25 protein-coding genes and 1 tRNA gene are annotated in these 19,049 nt (G+C 41.9%); 6 read left to right on the top strand and 20 right to left on the bottom strand.

The features are described from left to right. Positions 1-28 precede the first annotated feature (28 nt). Together AC04NP_RS04180 and AC04NP_RS04175 are read left to right on the top strand one after the other, a co-directional pair. Entirely contained in the window at positions 29-799 is a 771-nt protein-coding gene (locus AC04NP_RS04180) for a LytR/AlgR family response regulator transcription factor (RefSeq protein ID WP_482858213.1), read from the top strand. Positions 800-937: 138 nt separating this feature from the next. Further along, positions 938-1,321, top strand: a complete 384-nt coding sequence (locus AC04NP_RS04175; protein WP_482858212.1) for a hypothetical protein — start codon at positions 938-940, stop codon at positions 1,319-1,321. 102 nt (positions 1,322-1,423) lie between these two features. On the opposite strand, the gene AC04NP_RS04170 is transcribed toward AC04NP_RS04175, so the two are convergent. Further along, complete coding sequence (locus AC04NP_RS04170; protein ID WP_482858211.1) at positions 1,424-1,555, bottom strand: hypothetical protein; 132 nt, start codon at positions 1,553-1,555, stop codon at positions 1,424-1,426. On the opposite strand from AC04NP_RS04170, the gene AC04NP_RS04165 reads away from it, so the two are divergent. Next, positions 1,505-1,657, top strand: a complete 153-nt coding sequence (locus tag AC04NP_RS04165; RefSeq protein WP_482858298.1) for a hypothetical protein — start codon at positions 1,505-1,507, stop codon at positions 1,655-1,657. The genes AC04NP_RS04170 and AC04NP_RS04165 overlap by 51 nt on opposite strands. 105 nt (positions 1,658-1,762) lie before the next feature. Next, on the top strand, positions 1,763-2,878 hold the full coding sequence (ald, locus tag AC04NP_RS04160; protein ID WP_482858296.1) for an alanine dehydrogenase: 1,116 nt from the start codon (positions 1,763-1,765) through the stop codon (positions 2,876-2,878). Here the strand turns inward: ald and AC04NP_RS04155 are convergent. Then, positions 2,848-3,312 carry a type I restriction enzyme HsdR N-terminal domain-containing protein gene (locus AC04NP_RS04155; RefSeq protein WP_482858210.1) on the bottom strand — a complete coding sequence of 155 codons (465 nt, stop codon included), beginning with the start codon at positions 3,310-3,312 and terminating at the stop codon, positions 2,848-2,850. The two genes, ald and AC04NP_RS04155, sit on opposite strands and share 31 nt — an antisense overlap. Positions 3,313-3,476: 164 nt before the next feature. On the opposite strand from AC04NP_RS04155, the gene AC04NP_RS04150 reads away from it, so the two are divergent. Continuing rightward, on the top strand, positions 3,477-5,267 hold the full coding sequence (locus tag AC04NP_RS04150; RefSeq protein ID WP_482858209.1) for an SLC13 family permease: 1,791 nt from the start codon (positions 3,477-3,479) through the stop codon (positions 5,265-5,267). Between the two features lie 107 nt (positions 5,268-5,374). On the opposite strand, the gene AC04NP_RS04145 is transcribed toward AC04NP_RS04150, so the two are convergent. From AC04NP_RS04145 to AC04NP_RS04075, 15 genes are all read right to left on the bottom strand, one after another. Further along, positions 5,375-5,638, bottom strand: coding sequence for an MFS transporter (locus AC04NP_RS04145; protein WP_482858208.1), 264 nt, complete (start codon positions 5,636-5,638; stop codon positions 5,375-5,377). Positions 5,639-5,665: 27 nt separating this feature from the next. Further along, the gene (locus AC04NP_RS04140) at positions 5,666-5,800 is read right to left on the bottom strand and encodes a hypothetical protein (RefSeq protein WP_482858207.1); all 135 of its coding nucleotides are present in this window, start codon (positions 5,798-5,800) and stop codon (positions 5,666-5,668) included. A gap of 79 nt (positions 5,801-5,879) precedes the next feature. Beyond that, a complete protein-coding gene (locus AC04NP_RS04135; protein WP_482858206.1) occupies positions 5,880-6,341 on the bottom strand; it encodes an ExbD/TolR family protein in 462 nt (153 codons plus the stop codon). A gap of 1 nt (position 6,342) precedes the next feature. Beyond that, positions 6,343-6,930 (bottom strand): ExbD/TolR family protein, encoded by a 588-nt coding sequence (locus AC04NP_RS04130; RefSeq protein ID WP_482858205.1) that lies wholly within the window; start codon positions 6,928-6,930, stop codon positions 6,343-6,345. Next, the gene (locus tag AC04NP_RS04125; RefSeq protein WP_482858204.1) at positions 6,930-7,259 is read right to left on the bottom strand and encodes a hypothetical protein; all 330 of its coding nucleotides are present in this window, start codon (positions 7,257-7,259) and stop codon (positions 6,930-6,932) included. The genes AC04NP_RS04130 and AC04NP_RS04125 overlap by 1 nt, the downstream gene beginning before the upstream one ends. Before the next feature lie 24 nt (positions 7,260-7,283). After that, positions 7,284-8,135 (bottom strand): MotA/TolQ/ExbB proton channel family protein, encoded by an 852-nt coding sequence (locus AC04NP_RS04120; RefSeq protein ID WP_482858203.1) that lies wholly within the window; start codon positions 8,133-8,135, stop codon positions 7,284-7,286. 83 nt (positions 8,136-8,218) lie between these two features. Continuing rightward, a tRNA-Ser gene (locus AC04NP_RS04115) sits at positions 8,219-8,306 on the bottom strand. A gap of 92 nt (positions 8,307-8,398) precedes the next feature. Further along, positions 8,399-9,460, bottom strand: a complete 1,062-nt coding sequence (locus AC04NP_RS04110; protein WP_482858201.1) for an asparaginase — start codon at positions 9,458-9,460, stop codon at positions 8,399-8,401. Continuing rightward, a complete protein-coding gene (locus AC04NP_RS04105) occupies positions 9,457-10,227 on the bottom strand; it encodes a TatD family hydrolase (protein WP_482858199.1) in 771 nt (256 codons plus the stop codon). The genes AC04NP_RS04110 and AC04NP_RS04105 overlap by 4 nt, the downstream gene beginning before the upstream one ends. A gap of 34 nt (positions 10,228-10,261) precedes the next feature. Beyond that, a complete protein-coding gene (locus AC04NP_RS04100; RefSeq protein ID WP_482858198.1) occupies positions 10,262-11,362 on the bottom strand; it encodes a glycosyltransferase in 1,101 nt (366 codons plus the stop codon). Then, complete coding sequence (locus AC04NP_RS04095; protein WP_482858196.1) at positions 11,359-11,961, bottom strand: polysaccharide deacetylase family protein; 603 nt, start codon at positions 11,959-11,961, stop codon at positions 11,359-11,361. The genes AC04NP_RS04100 and AC04NP_RS04095 overlap by 4 nt, the downstream gene beginning before the upstream one ends. Before the next feature lie 98 nt (positions 11,962-12,059). Further along, positions 12,060-13,280 (bottom strand): PP2C family protein-serine/threonine phosphatase, encoded by a 1,221-nt coding sequence (locus AC04NP_RS04090; protein ID WP_482858194.1) that lies wholly within the window; start codon positions 13,278-13,280, stop codon positions 12,060-12,062. A gap of 279 nt (positions 13,281-13,559) precedes the next feature. Beyond that, entirely contained in the window at positions 13,560-13,814 is a 255-nt protein-coding gene (locus AC04NP_RS04085) for a transporter (RefSeq protein ID WP_482858193.1), read from the bottom strand. 4 nt (positions 13,815-13,818) lie between these two features. Continuing rightward, positions 13,819-14,952 carry a glycosyltransferase gene (locus tag AC04NP_RS04080; RefSeq protein ID WP_482858191.1) on the bottom strand — a complete coding sequence of 378 codons (1,134 nt, stop codon included), beginning with the start codon at positions 14,950-14,952 and terminating at the stop codon, positions 13,819-13,821. Then, entirely contained in the window at positions 14,952-15,872 is a 921-nt protein-coding gene (locus tag AC04NP_RS04075) for a lysylphosphatidylglycerol synthase domain-containing protein (protein WP_482858190.1), read from the bottom strand. The genes AC04NP_RS04080 and AC04NP_RS04075 overlap by 1 nt, the downstream gene beginning before the upstream one ends. Before the next feature lie 80 nt (positions 15,873-15,952). Between AC04NP_RS04075 and ruvC the strand changes: the two genes are divergently transcribed. Continuing rightward, entirely contained in the window at positions 15,953-16,525 is a 573-nt protein-coding gene (ruvC, locus tag AC04NP_RS04070; RefSeq protein ID WP_482858188.1) for a crossover junction endodeoxyribonuclease RuvC, read from the top strand. Between the two features lie 13 nt (positions 16,526-16,538). On the opposite strand, the gene cls is transcribed toward ruvC, so the two are convergent. From cls to greA, 3 genes are read right to left on the bottom strand one after another with little or no spacing between them, the layout of a single operon-like run. Continuing rightward, positions 16,539-18,158, bottom strand: coding sequence for a cardiolipin synthase (gene cls, locus AC04NP_RS04065; protein WP_482858186.1), 1,620 nt, complete (start codon positions 18,156-18,158; stop codon positions 16,539-16,541). 21 nt (positions 18,159-18,179) lie between these two features. Next, a complete protein-coding gene (locus tag AC04NP_RS04060) occupies positions 18,180-18,575 on the bottom strand; it encodes an HIT family protein (protein WP_482858184.1) in 396 nt (131 codons plus the stop codon). Beyond that, positions 18,576-19,049 (bottom strand): transcription elongation factor GreA, encoded by a 474-nt coding sequence (gene greA / locus AC04NP_RS04055; protein WP_482858182.1) that lies wholly within the window; start codon positions 19,047-19,049, stop codon positions 18,576-18,578.

The following is a 19,049-nucleotide window of genomic DNA, read 5'->3' as shown; positions in this document are numbered from 1 at the left end:
TTTTTACATGACAATTTTCTTTTCTAAAATGAAGGCAATTATCATTGAAGATGAATCACTGGCCAGGGAACGATTACGTGATTTAATCAACAGGTACGACCGCAATATACAGATTATAGAAGAGTTTGACTCGGTGGAAGACTCCGTGGCTTATCTGCTTGAAAATGACAGTTTCGATCTGCTGTTTATGGACATCCAATTGTCTGATGGGTTAAGCTTTGAAATTTTCAACCATGTCGAAATCGTGAAACCCATCATTTTTACCACAGCCTATGAGGAATACTCCATTCAGGCATTTAAGGTGAATAGCATCGATTACCTGCTGAAGCCAATAGACTACGAAGACTTAAAAAAGTCCCTGATCAAATACGACCGGATCATTCAGTCAAGGGATAAATTTATCCCAAACGATTATTCGCAGATTGCAAAAATTCTGGGCATGGCTAACAAGCCATACAAAAAGCGATTTCTGGTTAAACTTGGTTCCAAAATCCAGTTTAAGGAAGCCTCTCAGATAGCTTACCTATACGCTGAAGGTAAAATCGTATACATGGTTTTAAATGATGACAACAAAAAATTCCTGATTGATCACACGCTGGAGGAACTGGAGGGCTTTCTGTTGGACCCGTCTGATTTTTTTAGGATCAACCGTAAATTCATTGTGAGAATTGATGCCATCAAAGAGTTGAAAAGCCACCTTAACAACCGTTTAAAAGTATTTCTGCATGTCGATAGTGACATGGAGATGATCGTTAGCCGCGAAAAAGTGAGTAGTTTTAAGAAATGGTTAAATCAATAATTTTAACAGATTTCCAGCTTCTCCGGGATCTGATACACAGAAAGATTTTATATATTCAAGGTCTAATTGAATGAAGATTTTACCTTTTTGCCAAGCCTGTTTATGAAAACATTTTTTTTGTCCTTAATCTGCTTATCAATGTTGGCTAACATGACCTCCGCACAACAATATGGCAATGCAGACTCTTTAAAAAACGAAATTATTAAATTAAAAACCGATGTGACAGAAATTCAACTGAACCTGGGAAAGGCACACGGACAATTCAAAAAAGGCATTTTACTGGCCACCCTGGGTTACTCAGTCACTATCGCAGGAGGTCTGATGCTGGGCAGGGAAAATGACGATCTGGGACAGGTCTTATTATATACAGGTGGTGCGGTCGGCCTAGGAGGCACCTTTGTGCTGTTGGATTCTTTTAAGTTTTTGGGGAAAGCTGCAGGAAAACACGCCAGCAAAAAAAAGAAAAAAAGGTCCGCATCAGCCTTTTCTTCTGCCAAACTATTGCCCACCGGAAACCGATAACGGATTTTATGTCAATTTTTCCGTGGGTACTGCAAGGTAACTGACAATTTGTTCCTTATCAGGCCTGGTATGTTTTTGGGTGATTTGTTGGGCAAAAACAGATTATTCCATGATCAGATTAATAAGTAACATCGACAAAATCCGGATGGTGTTGCTTACAATAGTGAGCTTCAGTCCGGAGACATCATCGTCGGGTTCAATGGTCAGGAAATTTCCTCCATTGATCAGTTGCATCAACTCCTTGATGAAAAAGCCATCGGGAAGCGCATACCGGTGCTGGTTCTAAGAAGAGGAAAAAAGAAATATCTCAATGTAATCCCCGGTGAAATCCGGTAATTAAGGCAGGCTGAGGGGGTCGGGAAATCTTCGGGGTTTATGCTTTTAAATCTCCTAACCCTTTCTATATTTGTGGGCATTAATGACAACAAAACAAACATAGCCATGATCATTGGTGTACCCAAAGAAATCAAAAATAATGAAAATCGCGTAGCCTTAACGCCTTCAGGTGTCAAGGAACTGGCCAAATACGGCCACGACATATACGTCCAGACCAACGCAGGTTCCGGGAGTGGATTTTCAGATACGCAATATGAAGAGGCAGGGGCAGCTATTCTCCCTGATATAAAATCTGTATACGACCGCGCTGAAATGATTATTAAGGTAAAAGAACCTATTCAGGAAGAATATACCCTGATTCACGAAAATCAGTTGGTTTTTACTTATTTTCATTTTGCTTCGTATGAGCCACTGACCAGGGCTATGATTGAAAATAAATCAGTTTGCCTGGCTTATGAGACCGTAGAAAAGGAAGATCATAGTTTGCCATTATTGGTGCCCATGTCCGAAGTAGCGGGAAGAATGTCCGTTCAGGAAGGCGCCAAGTATCTGGAAAAGCCACTAAAAGGCAGGGGCATCCTCCTTGGGGGTGTGCCCGGGGTAAGGCCTGCCAAAGTACTCGTTCTCGGGGGTGGGATTGTCGGTACGCAGGCAGCCAAAATGGCGGCAGGCCTGGGGGCCGATGTGACAATTATGGATATCAGCCTGCCAAGATTAAGGTACCTGGCCGATATCATGCCCGCCAATGTGAACACCTATATGTCATCCGAATACAATATCAGGGAGCTGCTTCCTTCGCATGACCTGATAGTCGGGGCGGTGTTGATTCCGGGAGCCAAAGCCCCTCATCTGATTACCCGGGACATGTTGAAACTGATGCGACCGGGAACGGTATTGGTAGATGTGGCCGTGGATCAGGGAGGATGTATCGAAACCTGTAAGCCCACCACGCATGAGAACCCTACCTATATCATTGACGACATTGTACATTATTGTGTAGCCAATATGCCGGGAGCGGTACCCTATACGTCTACCCTGGCCCTGACCAACGCTACCTTGCCTTATGCCCTGCAACTGGCCAACAAAGGCTGGGAAAAAGCTTGCCAGGAAAACCGGGAGCTCAGGCTGGGACTTAATATTGTTAAAGGAGAGATTGTCTACAAAGGTGTTTCTGAAGCTTTTGGCCTTCCCTATCGCAAGGTAGAAGAATATTTAGTATAATCCGGCAGCTCATACAATGATGTGAATCCCGGCCTGTCAAAATCAATTTCAAAAAAATAATGGTGAAGGCCATTGCTAACGGCCAGGTATGGTGCTTTCAGCGTCTGGTTGTATATTGAGACCTGATTCAGCACTTTCTGATCGAGCTTTTGCCGGTAAGACTTACATTCCACCAGAATCAATGGGAGACCCTCCCGGTTGTAAACCACAATATCAGACCTTTTTGCCAGTTTATTGTATCTCAGTCCGCTTTCAATTTTCATCAAAGATGGCGGATAGTGCAACTCAGTGATCAGGTAATGGGCAAAATGCTGGCGCACCCATTCTTCAGGTGTTAGTACTACCCTTTTTTTTCTGAAAGTATCGAAGATGAATACCTTGCCTTCCTCCTTGCTAAGTTTCACTTCAATTGCGGGAAGGTTCAGGGGAATCATCAATCAGGTACTTTAGGGATTTCAACAGGTAATTCGCAATAAATATATATCAAAAATGGTTAGGGTTAAGGCACGTTTCAAGAAAACTAACATTTATTGACAAACTATTGTACATTTGCCCATCATTTGGTTTATTAAGGCTTCCCTAAATGTGTTGACTTTTTATGATCCCCGACGAATTTCAGTCTTTCTTTGTATTAATTGTAATATTCCTGATTTTTTACTTCATCTACCGGGATTTACTGAGGCCATCTGTCAGCTTTTTGTTCGCTGTGCTCACCTTTCTGGTAACCGGTGTTTTGACTTATCAGGAAGTTTTAACCGGCTTCTCCAATGACAAAATCGCCAGCATTATTATATTAATTCTGATCAGTGCCGGGTTAAGAAAAAACTACAACATAGAACTTGTTTTTGACAAAATTTTCAAAAGCGCCAGGACATACAGGGCCTTTTTATTCAGAATGATGGCCCAGGTGGCTGTCATTTCCAGCCTTATCAACAATGCACCGGTGGTCGCCTTAATGACCCCCTATGTGTTTAACTGGGGAAAAATAAATAATGTGGCCCCCTCTAAGCTGCTGATCCCGCTGTCATTTGCCACTATTATGGGAGGCATGATTACGGTCATTGGCACCTCCACCACACTGTTGCTTAATGGTTTTTTATCTGAAAATAACCTCGTGGAAATACAATCCCTGGATTTACTGATACTGGGGGCATCGGTAACGGTAACAGGTATTTTGTTTCTGGGGTTAGTAGGGCATCGTTTACTTCCTAATTACGTGGATGTTATTGAGAAATTCAGAAGAAATGCCAGGGAATACCTGGTGGAAACACATCTTACCAAAAACTCGAACCTTGTCGACAAATCTATCATCGAAGCAGGCCTTAGAAATCTAAACGGCGTGTATCTGGTAGAAATAATCAGGAACGATGAACTGATTTCACCAGTAAGTCCCGAAGAAATCATCAGACATCAGGACAAATTGATTTTCGCCGGCAATACCAATAACATCGTAGATTTAATCAATTCGGATAAGGGCTTGACACTTCCGTCAAACACCGATGGCGAATATCCTTCATCCGAAATTGAGGTAACCGAATGTGTGATCAGCAACAGTTCCAGTTTGATAGGAAAAATGGTACGTAACACAGATTTCAGGAACAGGTATGATGCTGCAGTGGTGGCTATTCATCGGGATGGGGAAAAAATGAGCGGTAAAATCGGCGATACTATCTTGAAATCAGGTGACTTGTTATTGCTGTATACAGGAACAAATTTCAAAGAGCGGGTCGATTTATATCGCGACCTGTTCATTATCTCCAGCCAGCGAAAAGCTGTAAAACCCACAGCTAAAAAGTATATTGCCCTGGCGGTGATGGTGGCTTTAATCGCCCTGTTGTATTTTTTTGGAGAAATATCGTTGTTTCCGGTAACATTAATCATCTATGGGACCATGATTGGTTTCGGCATGGTAACTATCAGGGATATTAAACGGGAAATCGACCTCAACCTTATCGCAATACTTGTTTTTAGCCTCGCAATCGGGTTGGCTATCTTGAAAACCAATGCCGGAAATCTGTTGGCGAATGCCTTTATTGGTGTTCTGGAGCCTTTCGGCATGGTCGCCATTTTATTGGGGTTGGTGTTGGTCACCAATATTTTGACCTCCCTGGTAGGAAATGCCGGCGCAATTTCCATTTCATTTCCCCTGGCTTTATCGATTACTCAAAACTTAAACACTGACGGTATGCCGTTTTACCTCGCGATCGCCTTCGCTGCCTCCGCCACTTTTCTGACTCCCATCAGCTACCAAACCAACCTGATCATCTATGGCCCTGGCGGCTACACTTTCAAAGACTTCTTCAGAATTGGTTTACCTGTCACCATCCTTTATCTAACCATAGCCATGGCCGGCATCATATTTTTATACAGAGAAATCCTGATCAATTAACACCCCGTTCACCCACCACCACCAACCACCAAACCAATTGCCCACTGCCAACTATTCATTGTCAATTTTCAACTGTCAATTGTCAATTAAAACCCACCTGTCTCAATTCACTGCCCCAAGCCCAACCCCAGACTGCCAGAGCATCCAACACTGGCACTGGCCAATATACAGCAAATGATCCCCCATTCTATGTTTTCGCCGGTAAAAAAGAACAATCCAATACAGGAAAAGGCCCCCGGATAAACAAATATCTTCATCAAAAACTTCTTTTCCCCTGTATAATCTGCCATTCCTGAAAGCAGTGGCAATATCATGGCCACCAAAAGAAATAAAAACGACAAGGCATAAGAATAAAGCACAGAATTGATCATCTCCTATCCAAAAAAATTGACTACTGCCTACCCGGTGGATGACAGGGCCACGTTGTGATAGTACACAGGAAAAATGGCAGAGGTGATAACCAGGAAATAAACAGAATTGGCCCAATCATACATGGCCCGGGCATTGATAACGCTTTTCTTGTTTTTATCCATACATTAAAATTGCCGGAAAATAAAAAAGTCTTTCCGGGATGAAAAGACTTTTCTAGTAAAGTATCAAATAATTAAAATTTTACATATCTACCTTTCTCGGCGTGTTATAGAGCACTTTAAGTGCGTTTGCTTCTTTCAATTCTTGCTGTACATCAGTGACTATACCCATTTTGGTTTCCTTATCAATCTTCAGCGACATAGTAATCTGATCCCTCTCGGACTCATCCAATTTGTCCTTTTCTGTCAAAACAAACTGCACAATTTCCTTGGTACCAATGAAATTGTCGTTCACCTGAACCCGTGGCTCGACACCAAATTCCTTGGCATTTTTTGGCTTACCAATGTATATGTAGCTTACCAATGATTTTCTCTCAATTTTTTTCAATTGAGTTGCCAAAGGTAACTGTTGGTTTACCAACAATTCGACTTCCCTCAATACTGTGGTTACCATAAAAAAGAACAACAGCATAAATATGATATCGGGTAATGCGGCAGTAGGTATATCCTGACTGGCTTTCGAACTTTTCTTAAACTTTGACATATCAGCTTCCTCCGTATTTTGTTGGTTCTGCGATTGATATTTGTTTCGGGAACTGGGGTTTACCGTTCTCATCTATCTCCCTGGCCCTGTCATAGAGTTTTTTCTGGTCAGGATCGCCTCGATCCAATTTCCTGAACTCCTCAGCAGTCAGCCCCACTTTTTCGCCGTACATTTCATTGTAGGCTGCTTCGCATTGGTCATAAACACTAATAAAAATGTCATAACTTGTTCCTCTGTCTGCTTTAATAGAAACTATCGCATCAGAAGGGCTATCCGAAAGATTGGGGTCCTTGCCATTGTTTAGCACAAACTTTTTAACCATGTCTTTCAACAGGCTAACATCATACAACGGTTCATCCTCCACCAACAGCTTATCCTGTGAATTGATCAGGATTTTAAAAATGTTTCTTTGGTTAAACTTGATATCCGGAGGTGGCTCATTTGGGTCAGGTTTCGGAGGGAGCCGGATCAGAATTCCTTTATCTGTTGCTATTTGTGTGGTTACGAGAAAAAATATCAACAACAGAAATGCAATATCGGCCATTGAACCGGAATTGATTTGCCCCGCCCCCCGGTTTGTTCGTCTCATTATTTAAAGATTTTACTAACTTCAGTAACAATAATCCCTACGATGGCACCTCCCAGAAGGATGTACATCATAGTTAATACTCCCCCAATCCTTTGCACGCCTCCGGGTGTGAGTCCCTGTTCAGCCGCCTTGGTGCTGACAGTATCATAACTGGACAAACCCCATGAAACCAGAAATACCACAAATAAGATCGCCAAACCTATTCCTGTGATAACCAGAGACTTAGGATTACTAACAGCGTTGATCAAAGGCAGGACGATAACAGCCAATACGGCCACACCTACTAAAATATAGGTTAAGTACAAGCCAAATTCTACTAATCCGGTCATAATCTTAATAATTTAAGGTTAAAATTATTTGGAAAGATTATGTCTTACCAGAATATCCACTAAAGAAATGGAAGCATCTTCCATGTCATTTACAAGTGAATCAATTTTAGACACCAAATAATTATAGAATAATTGCAATATAACGGCCACAATCAGACCGGCTACTGTAGTCAAAAGCGCTACCTTAATACCTCCGGCAACCAACGAAGGAGATATATCACCGGCTGCTTCAATCGCATCGAAAGCCTGGATCATACCAAGCACCGTACCCATGAAACCCAACATCGGTGCCAATGAAATAAATAATGAAATCCAGACCAATCCTTTTTCCAATCTTCCCATTTCTACTGATCCGTAGGAGATAATTGATTTTTCAACCATTTCCACTCCTTCGGAGGCCCTCATTAATCCTTGTGTAAAAATTGAAGCCACAGGACCTTTTACACCGGCTGTATAATCTTTGGCCGCTTCAACACCGCCCGATGCCAGTGCATCTTCAACCCCTGCGAGCAGTTTTTTGGTGTTGGTAGTTGCTAAATTAAGCGTTATAATACGCTCTATAGCAATGGCTAACCCTAAAATTAAACAAACCAGCACGATCCCCATAAACTCCCATCCGCCATCGATAAAGTATTTCAATACCCTGCGATGGAAAGTTCTGGTTTCTTCTGCCTGTGCTGCGGCAGCAGCGGCGGCAGCGGCTTCCTCTGCTTCCTGCTGAGCTATCCTCTCCTCTTCTGCCCTTTGCTCAGCGGCGGCGATAGAATCTGCGACTGCCTGGGCAGAGTCAGCTTCTACTTCCTGGGCAACAGAATAAGATGAGTAACCCAGGGTCAACACACCTGAAAGCATTAATAAGGTAATTAACTTTTTCATAATTCAAATTTTAATTATTCTCAGATTATAAGGTTAAATAGTTTTGATATATAAGCTAAAGATTTCTGTCATGTATGTCTGAGCGGAGAGGAAGGGATTCGAACCCTTGGTACCCTTTTGGGGCACACTCACTTTCCAGGCGAGCACCTTCGACCACTCGGTCACCTCTCCAAATAATGCTATTTTATTACTTGGAGAAACAAATAAATTAATAAAAAACGCTTTATGCAAATTTTAAAATAACTTTTCATATTTTTAACCGGTTAACTCATTTCCCCGCATAATGGTATTTTCAGCCTTTCTTTTACTTTTTTAATCGAATCTTCATTACTTAATAAATACATCATTTTGGTGATAGCCGCCTCAGTGGTTATATCACTACCGCTCACCACGCCTATATCCGCCAGCATTTTGCTCGTTTGATAACGGCCCTGCATAACCCTTCCACCGGTACATTGTGAAACATTGAACATGATAATGTTATTTTTTATAGCGTTTTTCAGGTAATCGGCAAACCAAGGGTCGGCAGTAACAGTTCCCGACCCGTACGTCTCCAGTACCACGCCTTTCAGGCCACGGATAGACAAGATATTTTCAACCACACCGGGGGTCATACCAGGAAAAACTTTCAGGATGGCCACATTTGTATCCAGTATTTTTTTGTAGGAGAGCCTGGCATCTTTGCGATATGCGCCCAGCGCGGAATAATCATATTCTATATCTACCCCCGCTTCTGCCAGGGAAGGGTAATTTTCAGACTCAAAAGCATTAAAGTGAGAACTTTCAACCTTTTTGGAACGATTGCCCCGTAAAAGCAGGTAACTAAAGTAAATGCAAACTTCAGAAACCACCGGCTTTTCCCCATCTTTGGAGGAGGCTATATCTAGGGCTGTGATAAGATTCTCCCTGGCGTCTGATCTCGCTGCCCCGATGGGAAGCTGTGCTCCGGTAAAAATTACAGGTTTATTCAATCCCTCCAGCATAAAACTCAAAGCTGACGCGCTGTAGGCCATTGTATCCGTACCATGTAATACAACAAATCCGTCATATGAGTCATAGTTTTCAAAAATTATATAAGCCAGATCATTCCAATGCTCCAGTTGGATACTGGACGAATCTATGGGTTCCGGGAAAGAAATCACTGTGATATTAATGTCAAAGCCTCTCAGATAACTGATTCTGTCCATAATATGGCCAAAGTTAAAAGGTACCAGTGACCCGGAATCGTCATATAACATCCCAATCGTTCCACCGGTGTAGATTAATAAGATGGTGGCTTTAGGCGAGTTTTTCCGGGTTTGAAACTTCACAATCTTATACTTCATATCTTAAATAGATTTTCTGCGTTCGATGTTGTTTTTTCGGCTACTTCCTCTAAGGTTATCCCTTTCAATTCAGCAATCCTTCCTGCAATTAAAGGAATATAGCCGGGTTGGTTTCTTTTACCGCGGTAAGGAACCGGTGCCAGGTAGGGACTGTCGGTTTCGAGCAATACATGGTCCATATCGAGATAGGGGACTACTTTGTCCATTCCTCCATTTTTAAAGGTGGTCACACCACCGAGGCCTAGGTAAAAACCCTGCCGGATCACTCTTTCCGCTTCCTCCACTGTCCCGGTAAAACAATGAAATACACCCTTGAGCGAACCGTCATTCAGTTGCTCAACCAATGCAATGGTTTCATCAAAAGATTCACGGCAATGGATCACTATCGGAAGCCGATACTTTTTGGCCAGGTTGGACTGGATGATAAAGGCCTCCTGCTGTTCTTTCAGAAATGACTTGTCCCAGTATAGGTCAATACCAATTTCTCCTACCGCAATGAATTTCCGCCTGGCCAGCCAACTTTCTACAAGTGCCAGGGCTTTTTCAAATCCTGGTTTTACCGAGCATGGGTGCAGCCCCATCATGGCAAAACAGCTTTCGGGAAATGCCCTTTCCAGGGCCAGCATATCTTCCACGGAGTCAGGATCTATGTTGGGCATAAATATTTTATTTACCCCTTCTGACCGGCATTGAGCAATTACCTGCGCTATATCCTCTTTAAAGTCATCAAGATAGATATGGGCATGCGTATCAATAAAATCTGGCATCAGTGTAAACCTCGAAATTTTTCGGCTAATATGCTTAATATTTTCTACCCTTCCAATCGAGCTTTACCGGAATAACATAGTATATCAATGTCATAAGGGTCAGAAGTCCGGCATATAAATCGTATAGAAGAATTGTGTCAAAATTAAACTTTTGTTTAACTTTTTTATAAACAAAAAAAGAAAAGGCCGAACGAAGGAGTATTTTAAGAACCAGAAAAGAAAAAGCCATTACCACATTGTAAAATAAAAGGACCACACATAAAGGGATGGCCAGTACCTGCACCACTAAAATCAATTTCAAGATAATGGGAATTTTAACTGCGCCATTCATCCATCTTTTTCTTTGGTTGAGGATATCCGTAACCTTAATAGCAGGGTAGGTAATGGCTGTAACCTGTGGATCAAAGAGGTTGATCACACCGAATCCGGCTTTGAGCACTTCTATGGTTAATTGAAAATCCTCTACAACCGAGAAAGGTATTTGCTCATATCCTCCCACCTTTTCATAAGCTTCCCTGGTTATCATCATGTTGTTGCCTATCCCGGTAACCGGAATACCCATATCAGTTACTATTTTCAACATGCCGAGGGCATTTAACCACTCCATATTCTGCAACCTGGCCCATAAACCCTTTCCGGTTACAGTCGTAATGCCGGAAATAATACCGGTATGCTGTTCTACCGCGCCCAGGAGGTACTTAACCCAGCTTTCCGGCACCCTTGTATCTGCATCTGTGATAAAATAATAGGCGCCCCGGGCATGATGCGCCAGATGGGCCAGTACATTGGCCTTTCCCCTGGCCAGGCCAAGGTTGGTACTAATGTCAAAAACCCTGATCCTGCTATCTTTTTCCGCTATCGAATTAGCCCGCTGTAAAGTTTGGTCCGTAGAGTTGTCATTCCCCACCAATATTTCTATTTTGTCAGAAGGATAGTCCATTTGTAAGAGTTGGTTAAGGCAGGATTCTATGTGATTTTCCTCATTTCTGGCAGCCACAAAAATTGAGACAAACGGACAAGTAGCCGGTTGGTTGTTGTAAGACTTTAAATTAAACAACCAGTTGATAATCAAGGTCAAATTAGTTAACAGGGTCATACTGCCCAGGCCAAGCACTATAAAATAAGTCCAGTTCATAAAGTTTTAAAAGAAAATCCTTTTGAGGTTAAGTGATCTAAAAAACGGGGTAAGATGTACTGAAGATTATCCGCTGCCTTGTGACTGTCATGAAAGGTGACAATAGATCCGTTTTTGGTATACTTTATTGTATTGCTCAGGCATCGTTCCCCGGTTATTTTCCGGTCAAAATCACCGGATAGAACATCCCACATGATCACACTGTATTCCCCATTTAGTGCGCTGATTTGTTTTCTGGTGATTCTTCCGTAGGGTGGTCTGAATAGTTTGGATAAAGGCCGGGTTGAATGCTGTCTCATGGTTGCTGCACACAAGCTGACGTTGTCCACATAATCACCATGGGGTGTTTTCCAGCCATTGAGGTGATTGAATGTATGATTGCCGACACAGTGCCCCTGGTCGATTACCTTTCTGAAAATCTGCGGGTGTTTCGAAACATTTTCACCTACGCAAAAAAAAGTAGCCCTTGCATGGTAGGTTTTAAGAGACGCCAAAACAAACTCAGTGATCCCGGGCACAGGGCCATCATCGAAAGTAAGAAAAACATTTTTCTCCTTTCGGTTTTGATGCCATATCAACGAAGGATAAAGCAATGGCAATAAAGATGGAGTACGGCAGAAATACAACCCAATAAATTTAAACTGGTTTTTAAATTAAAAAATATATTTTGAATTATTAATAATCGGATCAGGCCGAATCAGGTACTTATTTTGCAAGAAAGTAAAGTGATATCATCGCTGTATGAATTGTTGCCTCTGAAGCGATCCAGGCTGGCAAAAACACGTTGATGCAGGTCTTTCAACTCGCTGTCCTTTTCTTCCATTAATAATTCCTTTAACCTTTCAACGCCAAACTCTTCACCTTGTTCATTCAAGGTTTCGGTAAGGCCGTCGGTATAGGAAAAAAACAGGAAATCCTCGAGATCGGTCAAAAATCCCTCATTCAAAAATGGTAAAGTTTTGAAGCTACCCAATATGGTAGTGCCCTGATCTAAAAGCATCAAGCCATTTTTCTTATCTACTATAATAGGAGGGTTGTGGCCGGCATTTACATATACCATGGTTTTCAGGGTATGATCATAAATGGCTCCGAAAAAAGTGATAAAGTTTTCGCCTTTGGCATTTTCAAGTATCAGGTAATTCAACTCTTCAACGATAGCGATAATATTCGGCGTCTGCCGTATCAGGGTTCTGAGAGATGCCTGAAAGTTTGACATCAAAATGGCGGCAGGTATGCCCTTACCGGATACATCGGCAATACAAATCAGAAACTGATTTCTATTGATGGGGATGTAATCGTAATAATCGCCCCCTACCGTATGATGCGGAAGGTAGCTGGCTTCTACCTTTAACCGCCTGCCATTGGGCAGGTTTTCAGGGAATAAGTATTTTTGTACATTGCTGGCAATTTCCATTTCCCTTCTCAGGGCTTCTTGTTTTAGCTCCTTTCTCGCCAGCTTTTTGTTTTCGATGGCCACTAAAATTATATTGCTTAGTGCCTGCAGAAAGGTGAAGTCTTCATGAGGCCTGCCATCTTCCCGTTTCATACCATCGATAAAAACAAAGGCCAGAATTCTGTCTTTATGTACGATGGGAATCAAAACATCAAATTCGCCGAAAGGTATGGAAGTGTCATCATTCTCCAAATAATCAATTTCTTTGACTGTTAAAAACTTTTTGTCAAGTTCAATATTGTTATAGTTATGAATCGTGCCATGAAATGCCTTGCATTCCCATTGGTCGTCGAGAACATATAACGCCAGCTTTTTTATGTTATGATTAGCCCTCAGGGTAAAGTGGTAGATTTTATACAAGGAAGATTCAGGCAGATTGTTATTAATCGCCTGGGTAATTTCGAGCAATGAATTGAGTTCCAGCTCTTTTATCTCAAATTTGTTTTTGAGGGTTTCAGGGGCCATAAAGTCAATATTTCACCAGTTTTGTCATTACCATAGTCCATCATGGGTGACAACTTGGCAATGGCTTCTTAATATAGCCTATTGTAAGCAAAAATTATACCGCAAAATGCGGATATAATTGACAATGGGAAATTGACAGTTGATGGTTAGGCATAGGCAGTGATGGATGAGTGAGGTGGTTGAATAGTACGGTTGTGCAACAGCTACACTACCCTCACACTATTTACAAAACTGAATTCCCCCTAAAATTGTCAATTGTAAACTGTCAACTGTCAATTGCTAAACACTATTGTGCGCAAGAAGACCTGCTTTAGTGGCCAGATAAAAATATTTCTTATACCGGTCTTCAAAATCCGGCGTCTGGGTCAGTACTTCTTCGGTCAGAGAATTTAAACATTTAACCCACCCCTTATTAATTAATTGATTAAGCCATTGTTTCAGTTCCGGCTCACTTAGATGGGTCGATTGAAGCAAGGCATCAAATGTCTGTACAAAATAAAGCTCATCCAAAATGTCAAACTCCTGATCGGTCATTGGGTTAATTATTTAATTTTCGTCCTTTCCATTTGTAAGTGCCGAGATTTGAAAACAATCCAAAAAAAACGGCATAAAACGGATAAAAAAGTTCCAGAATTAAAAAATCCCGGAGGTTGACTTTTTTATTAAAAAACTTTAAAACTGCATTTACAAACAAAAAATCCACTGAAAATTTCAGCAGTAACAACGGTAATATGTCGACAGGGGTAGCTTTTCCCGCTATTAACCAAAACAAGGCGACAATTAATACCAAGTTAACAATAAATATAAAGAAAGCTAATAACCTGGAGCTAATCTGACGGTGAAATTTCCACTTGCCAGACCACCTTTTTCTTTGGTGAATAAAGGCAGAAAGTGAGTTTTTCACAGATGTTTTCACAGTGGCTCTTGCATCTTTCAGGAAATGAACCTTTTCGGGATGTTTGCTGAAAATTTTATACATCAAAAACTCATCATCACCTGAATGGATATGTTCAAAACCTTTGTAGCCTCCTAAAGCTACGAAAGTATCACGGCGGAAACCCATATTGGCACCGTTACACATATTTGGCATTCCCAGTTTTAAAGAAGCCGCCCCTGCACCTATCAAACTCGAAAATTCCATGATCTGAATGTTATGCCACCATTTTTTGCTCCCTTCCAGCACAACAGGCCCACTGATAAAATGTGCCTGGTGGCGTTTATAATAATCTTCAATGACACTCAGCCATTGCCGACCCAGGCGGCAATCACCATCAGTGCATACCACAAACTCCGACCTTGTATTTTTCACACCCTGACTAATGGCCAGTTTCTTGTGTGACCCCCGAAATCCTGCCGGTACCTGTAATGGCAAAACTTTCAGGTCATAGGTTGAACTTAAACCGTACTGCTCCGCAATCCTGGCAGTCTCATCTTCGGAGTTATCATCAATTACGATAACATTAAAACAATTAGCAGGGTAATTTTGATTCTCAAGATCGTGTAATAAATCTTCCAGGTTTTTTGCTTCATTTCTCACAGGTATTAAAACGGTCAGCAGCTTGTTATTCTTATCTCCGTAAGGCTTATCGGGCATACCTTTCTCCCAACCGTATAATAAGACCAGGGTCATCAGGCAATAAAGTATCATAAGGATCCAAAAGGTAACAATCATCAGGCACTGGTAATTTTTAACCTGTAAACATAAAACAGCCCTGCAAAAGTTGGCAACAGGATATTGAATATCCATAACAAGACACTGGCCAATATGATGACCGCCATATTTACCTCATAATAACTAAAAAAATAAACAACCGCCATCTCCCTTACTCCAAGGTCAGTAAATATATTAATGGCCGGCATTACTGATTTTATTAAAAACATCCAGGTAATTCCGGCTAAAATAACCGGCGGCATCAATTCCGGATTGAAAAGTTCAATGATCATAAAAAACTGCAAGCTAAAAACCAGATAGCGTCCGGTGGCAAGTAGCATGATCTTCACAATCTCCTCCCTCCGGTAAAATCTTACTACGTTAATGTATTTTATCAGTCTTTTTCCAAGAATACTTTGAAGAAAAGCGATGAACCGGTTCCTTTTATTCATCAACAAAAAAATCAGCCCCACCCATAAGAGGCAGGTACCAATGCCTGCCAAAATGGTGCCATTCAGTGTCCAGGATAATTCCCGTGACAGGACACAAAGTAAACCCAGCGATCCAAACATACCTGTAACAATGGATTGAACCCACTTCCCGAGCAATACAGCACCTATGGCTTCCAACCTGTCGCTATTCTTCAGATTCCAGACCCTTCCTGCATAGTCTCCCAGGCTTTGGGGTGTAACAAAAGCCAGACTTTGACCGGCCAATACCCCGGCTAACGACTCTCTGAAAGTCAGCTTTTCTATCCTGAGAGATAGCATTTGCCATTTAACCGCTTCCAATGACCAATTCAAAAAAACCAAAGCGACGGGAATCAGCAATAAAACGATCGTCCCCCGGTGCACCAAAGCTTGCATTTCATGATAAATTCTCCACCCCAGTTGGCGTTCGTTGTGCAGGCTCCCGATAAGATACCAGAGTATAAAAGCCATAATGGTCCATTTAAAAACTTTGATGGCAGTCTTATGAAAAAGAAATTTTTTAAACGCCTCTATATAATTAAATTGCATGGATGGTAATGGAAGCCGGAAAAGAAAAAACTGACAAGGTAATCCTGGGTGTCGATCCCGGAACAAACATTATGGGATATGGATTGATTTTAATCAATGGCCGTAATTTTAAGTTATTGCAGTACGGGGTGATCCATTTAAGCAAATATACAAACCATGCGTTGAAACTTAAGAAAATTTTTGAAAGGGTTAGCGGCTTGATCGATCAGTATAATCCGGATGAAATGGCGCTGGAGGCACCATTTTTTGGAAAGAATGTACAGTCCATGTTAAAATTAGGGCGTGCTCAGGGAGTAGCTATGGCCGCAGCACTGGCCAGGGAGGTAGTAATCACTGAATATCCTCCTAAAAGAGTGAAACAGTCGGTTACCGGCAATGGCAATGCCTCCAAGGAACAGGTGGCAGCAATGCTGAAAAAACTGCTAAACTTCGAAGACACCCCTAAACTCCTGGATGCAACCGACGCCCTGGCCGTTGCTGTTTGCCATCATTTTCAAAAGGGAAGTAACAAGGCTACCTCCAGGAGCTGGAAAACATATATTGCTGAAAACCCAAACAGGCTCAAAGGTCGATAGAGCCGTAAATTTCCTACAATAAAGGTGTAAATACCCTCGCTGCTGACTCGCGGATACGGGTGGTGATCGGTCTGTCGTTTAACGCGTCTATTGAAACGCGTTCACTGTGGGTAAGGTCTTCTTCGAAAGCCGTCTCTAACTGACGGGTAGTTTTCTTATCATAGATAAGTGCATTTACTTCAAAATTCTGGTCGAAGCTTCTCATGTCCATGTTTGCGGTGCCCACAGAAGCAAACATACCATCCACCATGATCAATTTGCTGTGGGTAAAACCCTTTTTATAGATGTACACTTCTATGCCAGCCTCCACCAGTTCGGTAAGGTAAGAACGGGTGGTCCAGGTATACAGGAAAAAATCAGTTTTGCCAGGCAATAAAATTACTACTTTTACCCCACTTAATGCCGCTGTCTTGAGTGCCGTCAGTATGCTCTCGTTAGGCATAAAATAGGGTGTGGAGATGTAAATATAGTTTTGCGCAGTGGTAATGGCCATAAAATAGGCTTGCATAATGCTGGCCCAGTCCGAATCGGGTCCACTGGCAGCAATCTGTACCAATACCTTATCCGTAATGTTGTGATCCGGAAAATACAGGTCGTCACTTATAACAGCACGCTCGCTTACAAAGTACCAATCCGTCAAAAACACTGCTTGAAGGCTATGTACCGCATCACCTTCCAGCTTCAGGTGGGTATCACGCCAAAATCCGAGATCCGGATCCCCTTCAATATATTTGTCAGCAATGTTAATACCCCCTGTAAAACCGATGAAGCCATCAATTACAATGATTTTTCTATGATTTCTGTAGTTAACCTTATTGGCAAAAGAGGGGAAATGAACCGGCATAAAGGCAAGTAACGCCACTCCATTGGCCTTTAGTTCCCTTAAATACCTGTTGCCCAGCCCCCAACTTCCTACCTTGTCATAAATAATTCTTACTTCAACCCCCTGTCGGGCCTTATCGATCAGCACATCTTTAATTTTATTTCCGATCTTATCATCTTCAAGTATATAGTATTCCAGGTGGATATGGTGTTTAGCTTTGCCAAGATCTTCCAGTATCTTCTCAAATGTGGCCGTTCCGTTGTTAAGAATCTCAGCCTTATTGTTTTCGGTGAGCAGCGCTTTGCTGTTGTTAAGTAATAGCCGCATAATGTTTCCCTTGGATTTGATGTAAGGGTTTTCAAGCAGGCTTTGGTTGCTCAGCTCCCTGATCTGGTTCTGGCTCAGCTCTTCTATTCGAATTAAATCCGACAGCCCCTTTCCCGAAAAAATTTTATTTCTGCGGTAGTTTCTCCCAAAAAATAAATAAAGCATAAAACCGATTAATGGCACCAGGACCATAATGAGGATCCAGGCTATGGTTTTTGTCGGCCGGCCGTTTTCCAGGATGATCAGGATGATGGTGGCTATGATGGTCATCGAAAACAAGCCCGTAAACAAATACTGGAGGAACCTGGCACCACCGAAGTCAATCCTGTCAAAAACCCCGAAGTAGCGGTTCATTGTCAGTGTAATACCAATAAAAATGATAAAAATCAACAATAGCGGTGCTGACTTTCTTAATCTGGCAGCATAATTAGCAGATACTTTCAAGGGAAAAAAATTTGCTTTACCACCGACAATTTTACGCAAAAAAAGGAAATTATTGACCGATCAACGGTAAGCTTGGGCTATTTTTTGTGCCAACTCTCCCAATTCACTTTGAGAGGGCGAAAGTTTAGGACGGTTGAAATTGATATCTCCCATGGCGTTTAACGGTACCAGATGGACATGGGCATGGGGTACTTCCAGTCCGATAACTGCGATGCCAATCCGCAGGCAAGGTACCACCTTTTCAATGGCCCTGGCCACTTTTTTGGAAAATACACTCAGAGCTGCCAATGTGTCATCCTCGAGGTCATAGATATAGTCTGTTTCCTCTTTGGGCACCACAAGACAATGTCCCATGACCAACGGATGAATGTCGAGAAAAGCTATAAACCGCTCATTTTCAGCCACAATGTGACCCGGAATTTCACGGTTTATGATCTTTGTGAAGATACTGGCCATTTAATAGGATATTTCCATCACTTCGAACTCCAATTCACCGGCAGGCGCTTTGATGGTGGCTACTTCACCGACTTTTTTTCCCAGCAAACCTTTGCCAAAAGGGGAGGTGACGGAAATCTTTTGTTGTTTTAAATCCGCTTCTTCCTCAGAAACAAGCGTATAGGTAACTTCGGCTTTGTTTTTGAGGTTTTTGATTTTTACAGTTGATAAGATTGAAACTTTTGATGTATCAATAGCTGACTGATCAATGACCCTTGCATTTCCAACCACTTCTTCCAATTTGGCGATTTTGGCTTCAAGGTGTCCCTGTGCATCTTTAGCAGCATCATATTCCGCGTTTTCACTGAGATCACCTTTATCACGCGCTTCAGCGATCTGTTTAGAAATATCTGCTCTTCCTTTGGTTTTTAAGTCCGCTAATTCTTCTTTTAACTTTTCTAAACCCTCTTTGGTGTAATACGAAACATTTGACAT

The organism is Agaribacillus sp. DX54 (genome assembly GCF_056858335.1).
The sequence above is the reverse complement of the archived record's forward strand: the minus strand, read 5'-3'. Positions and strand labels throughout refer to the sequence as shown.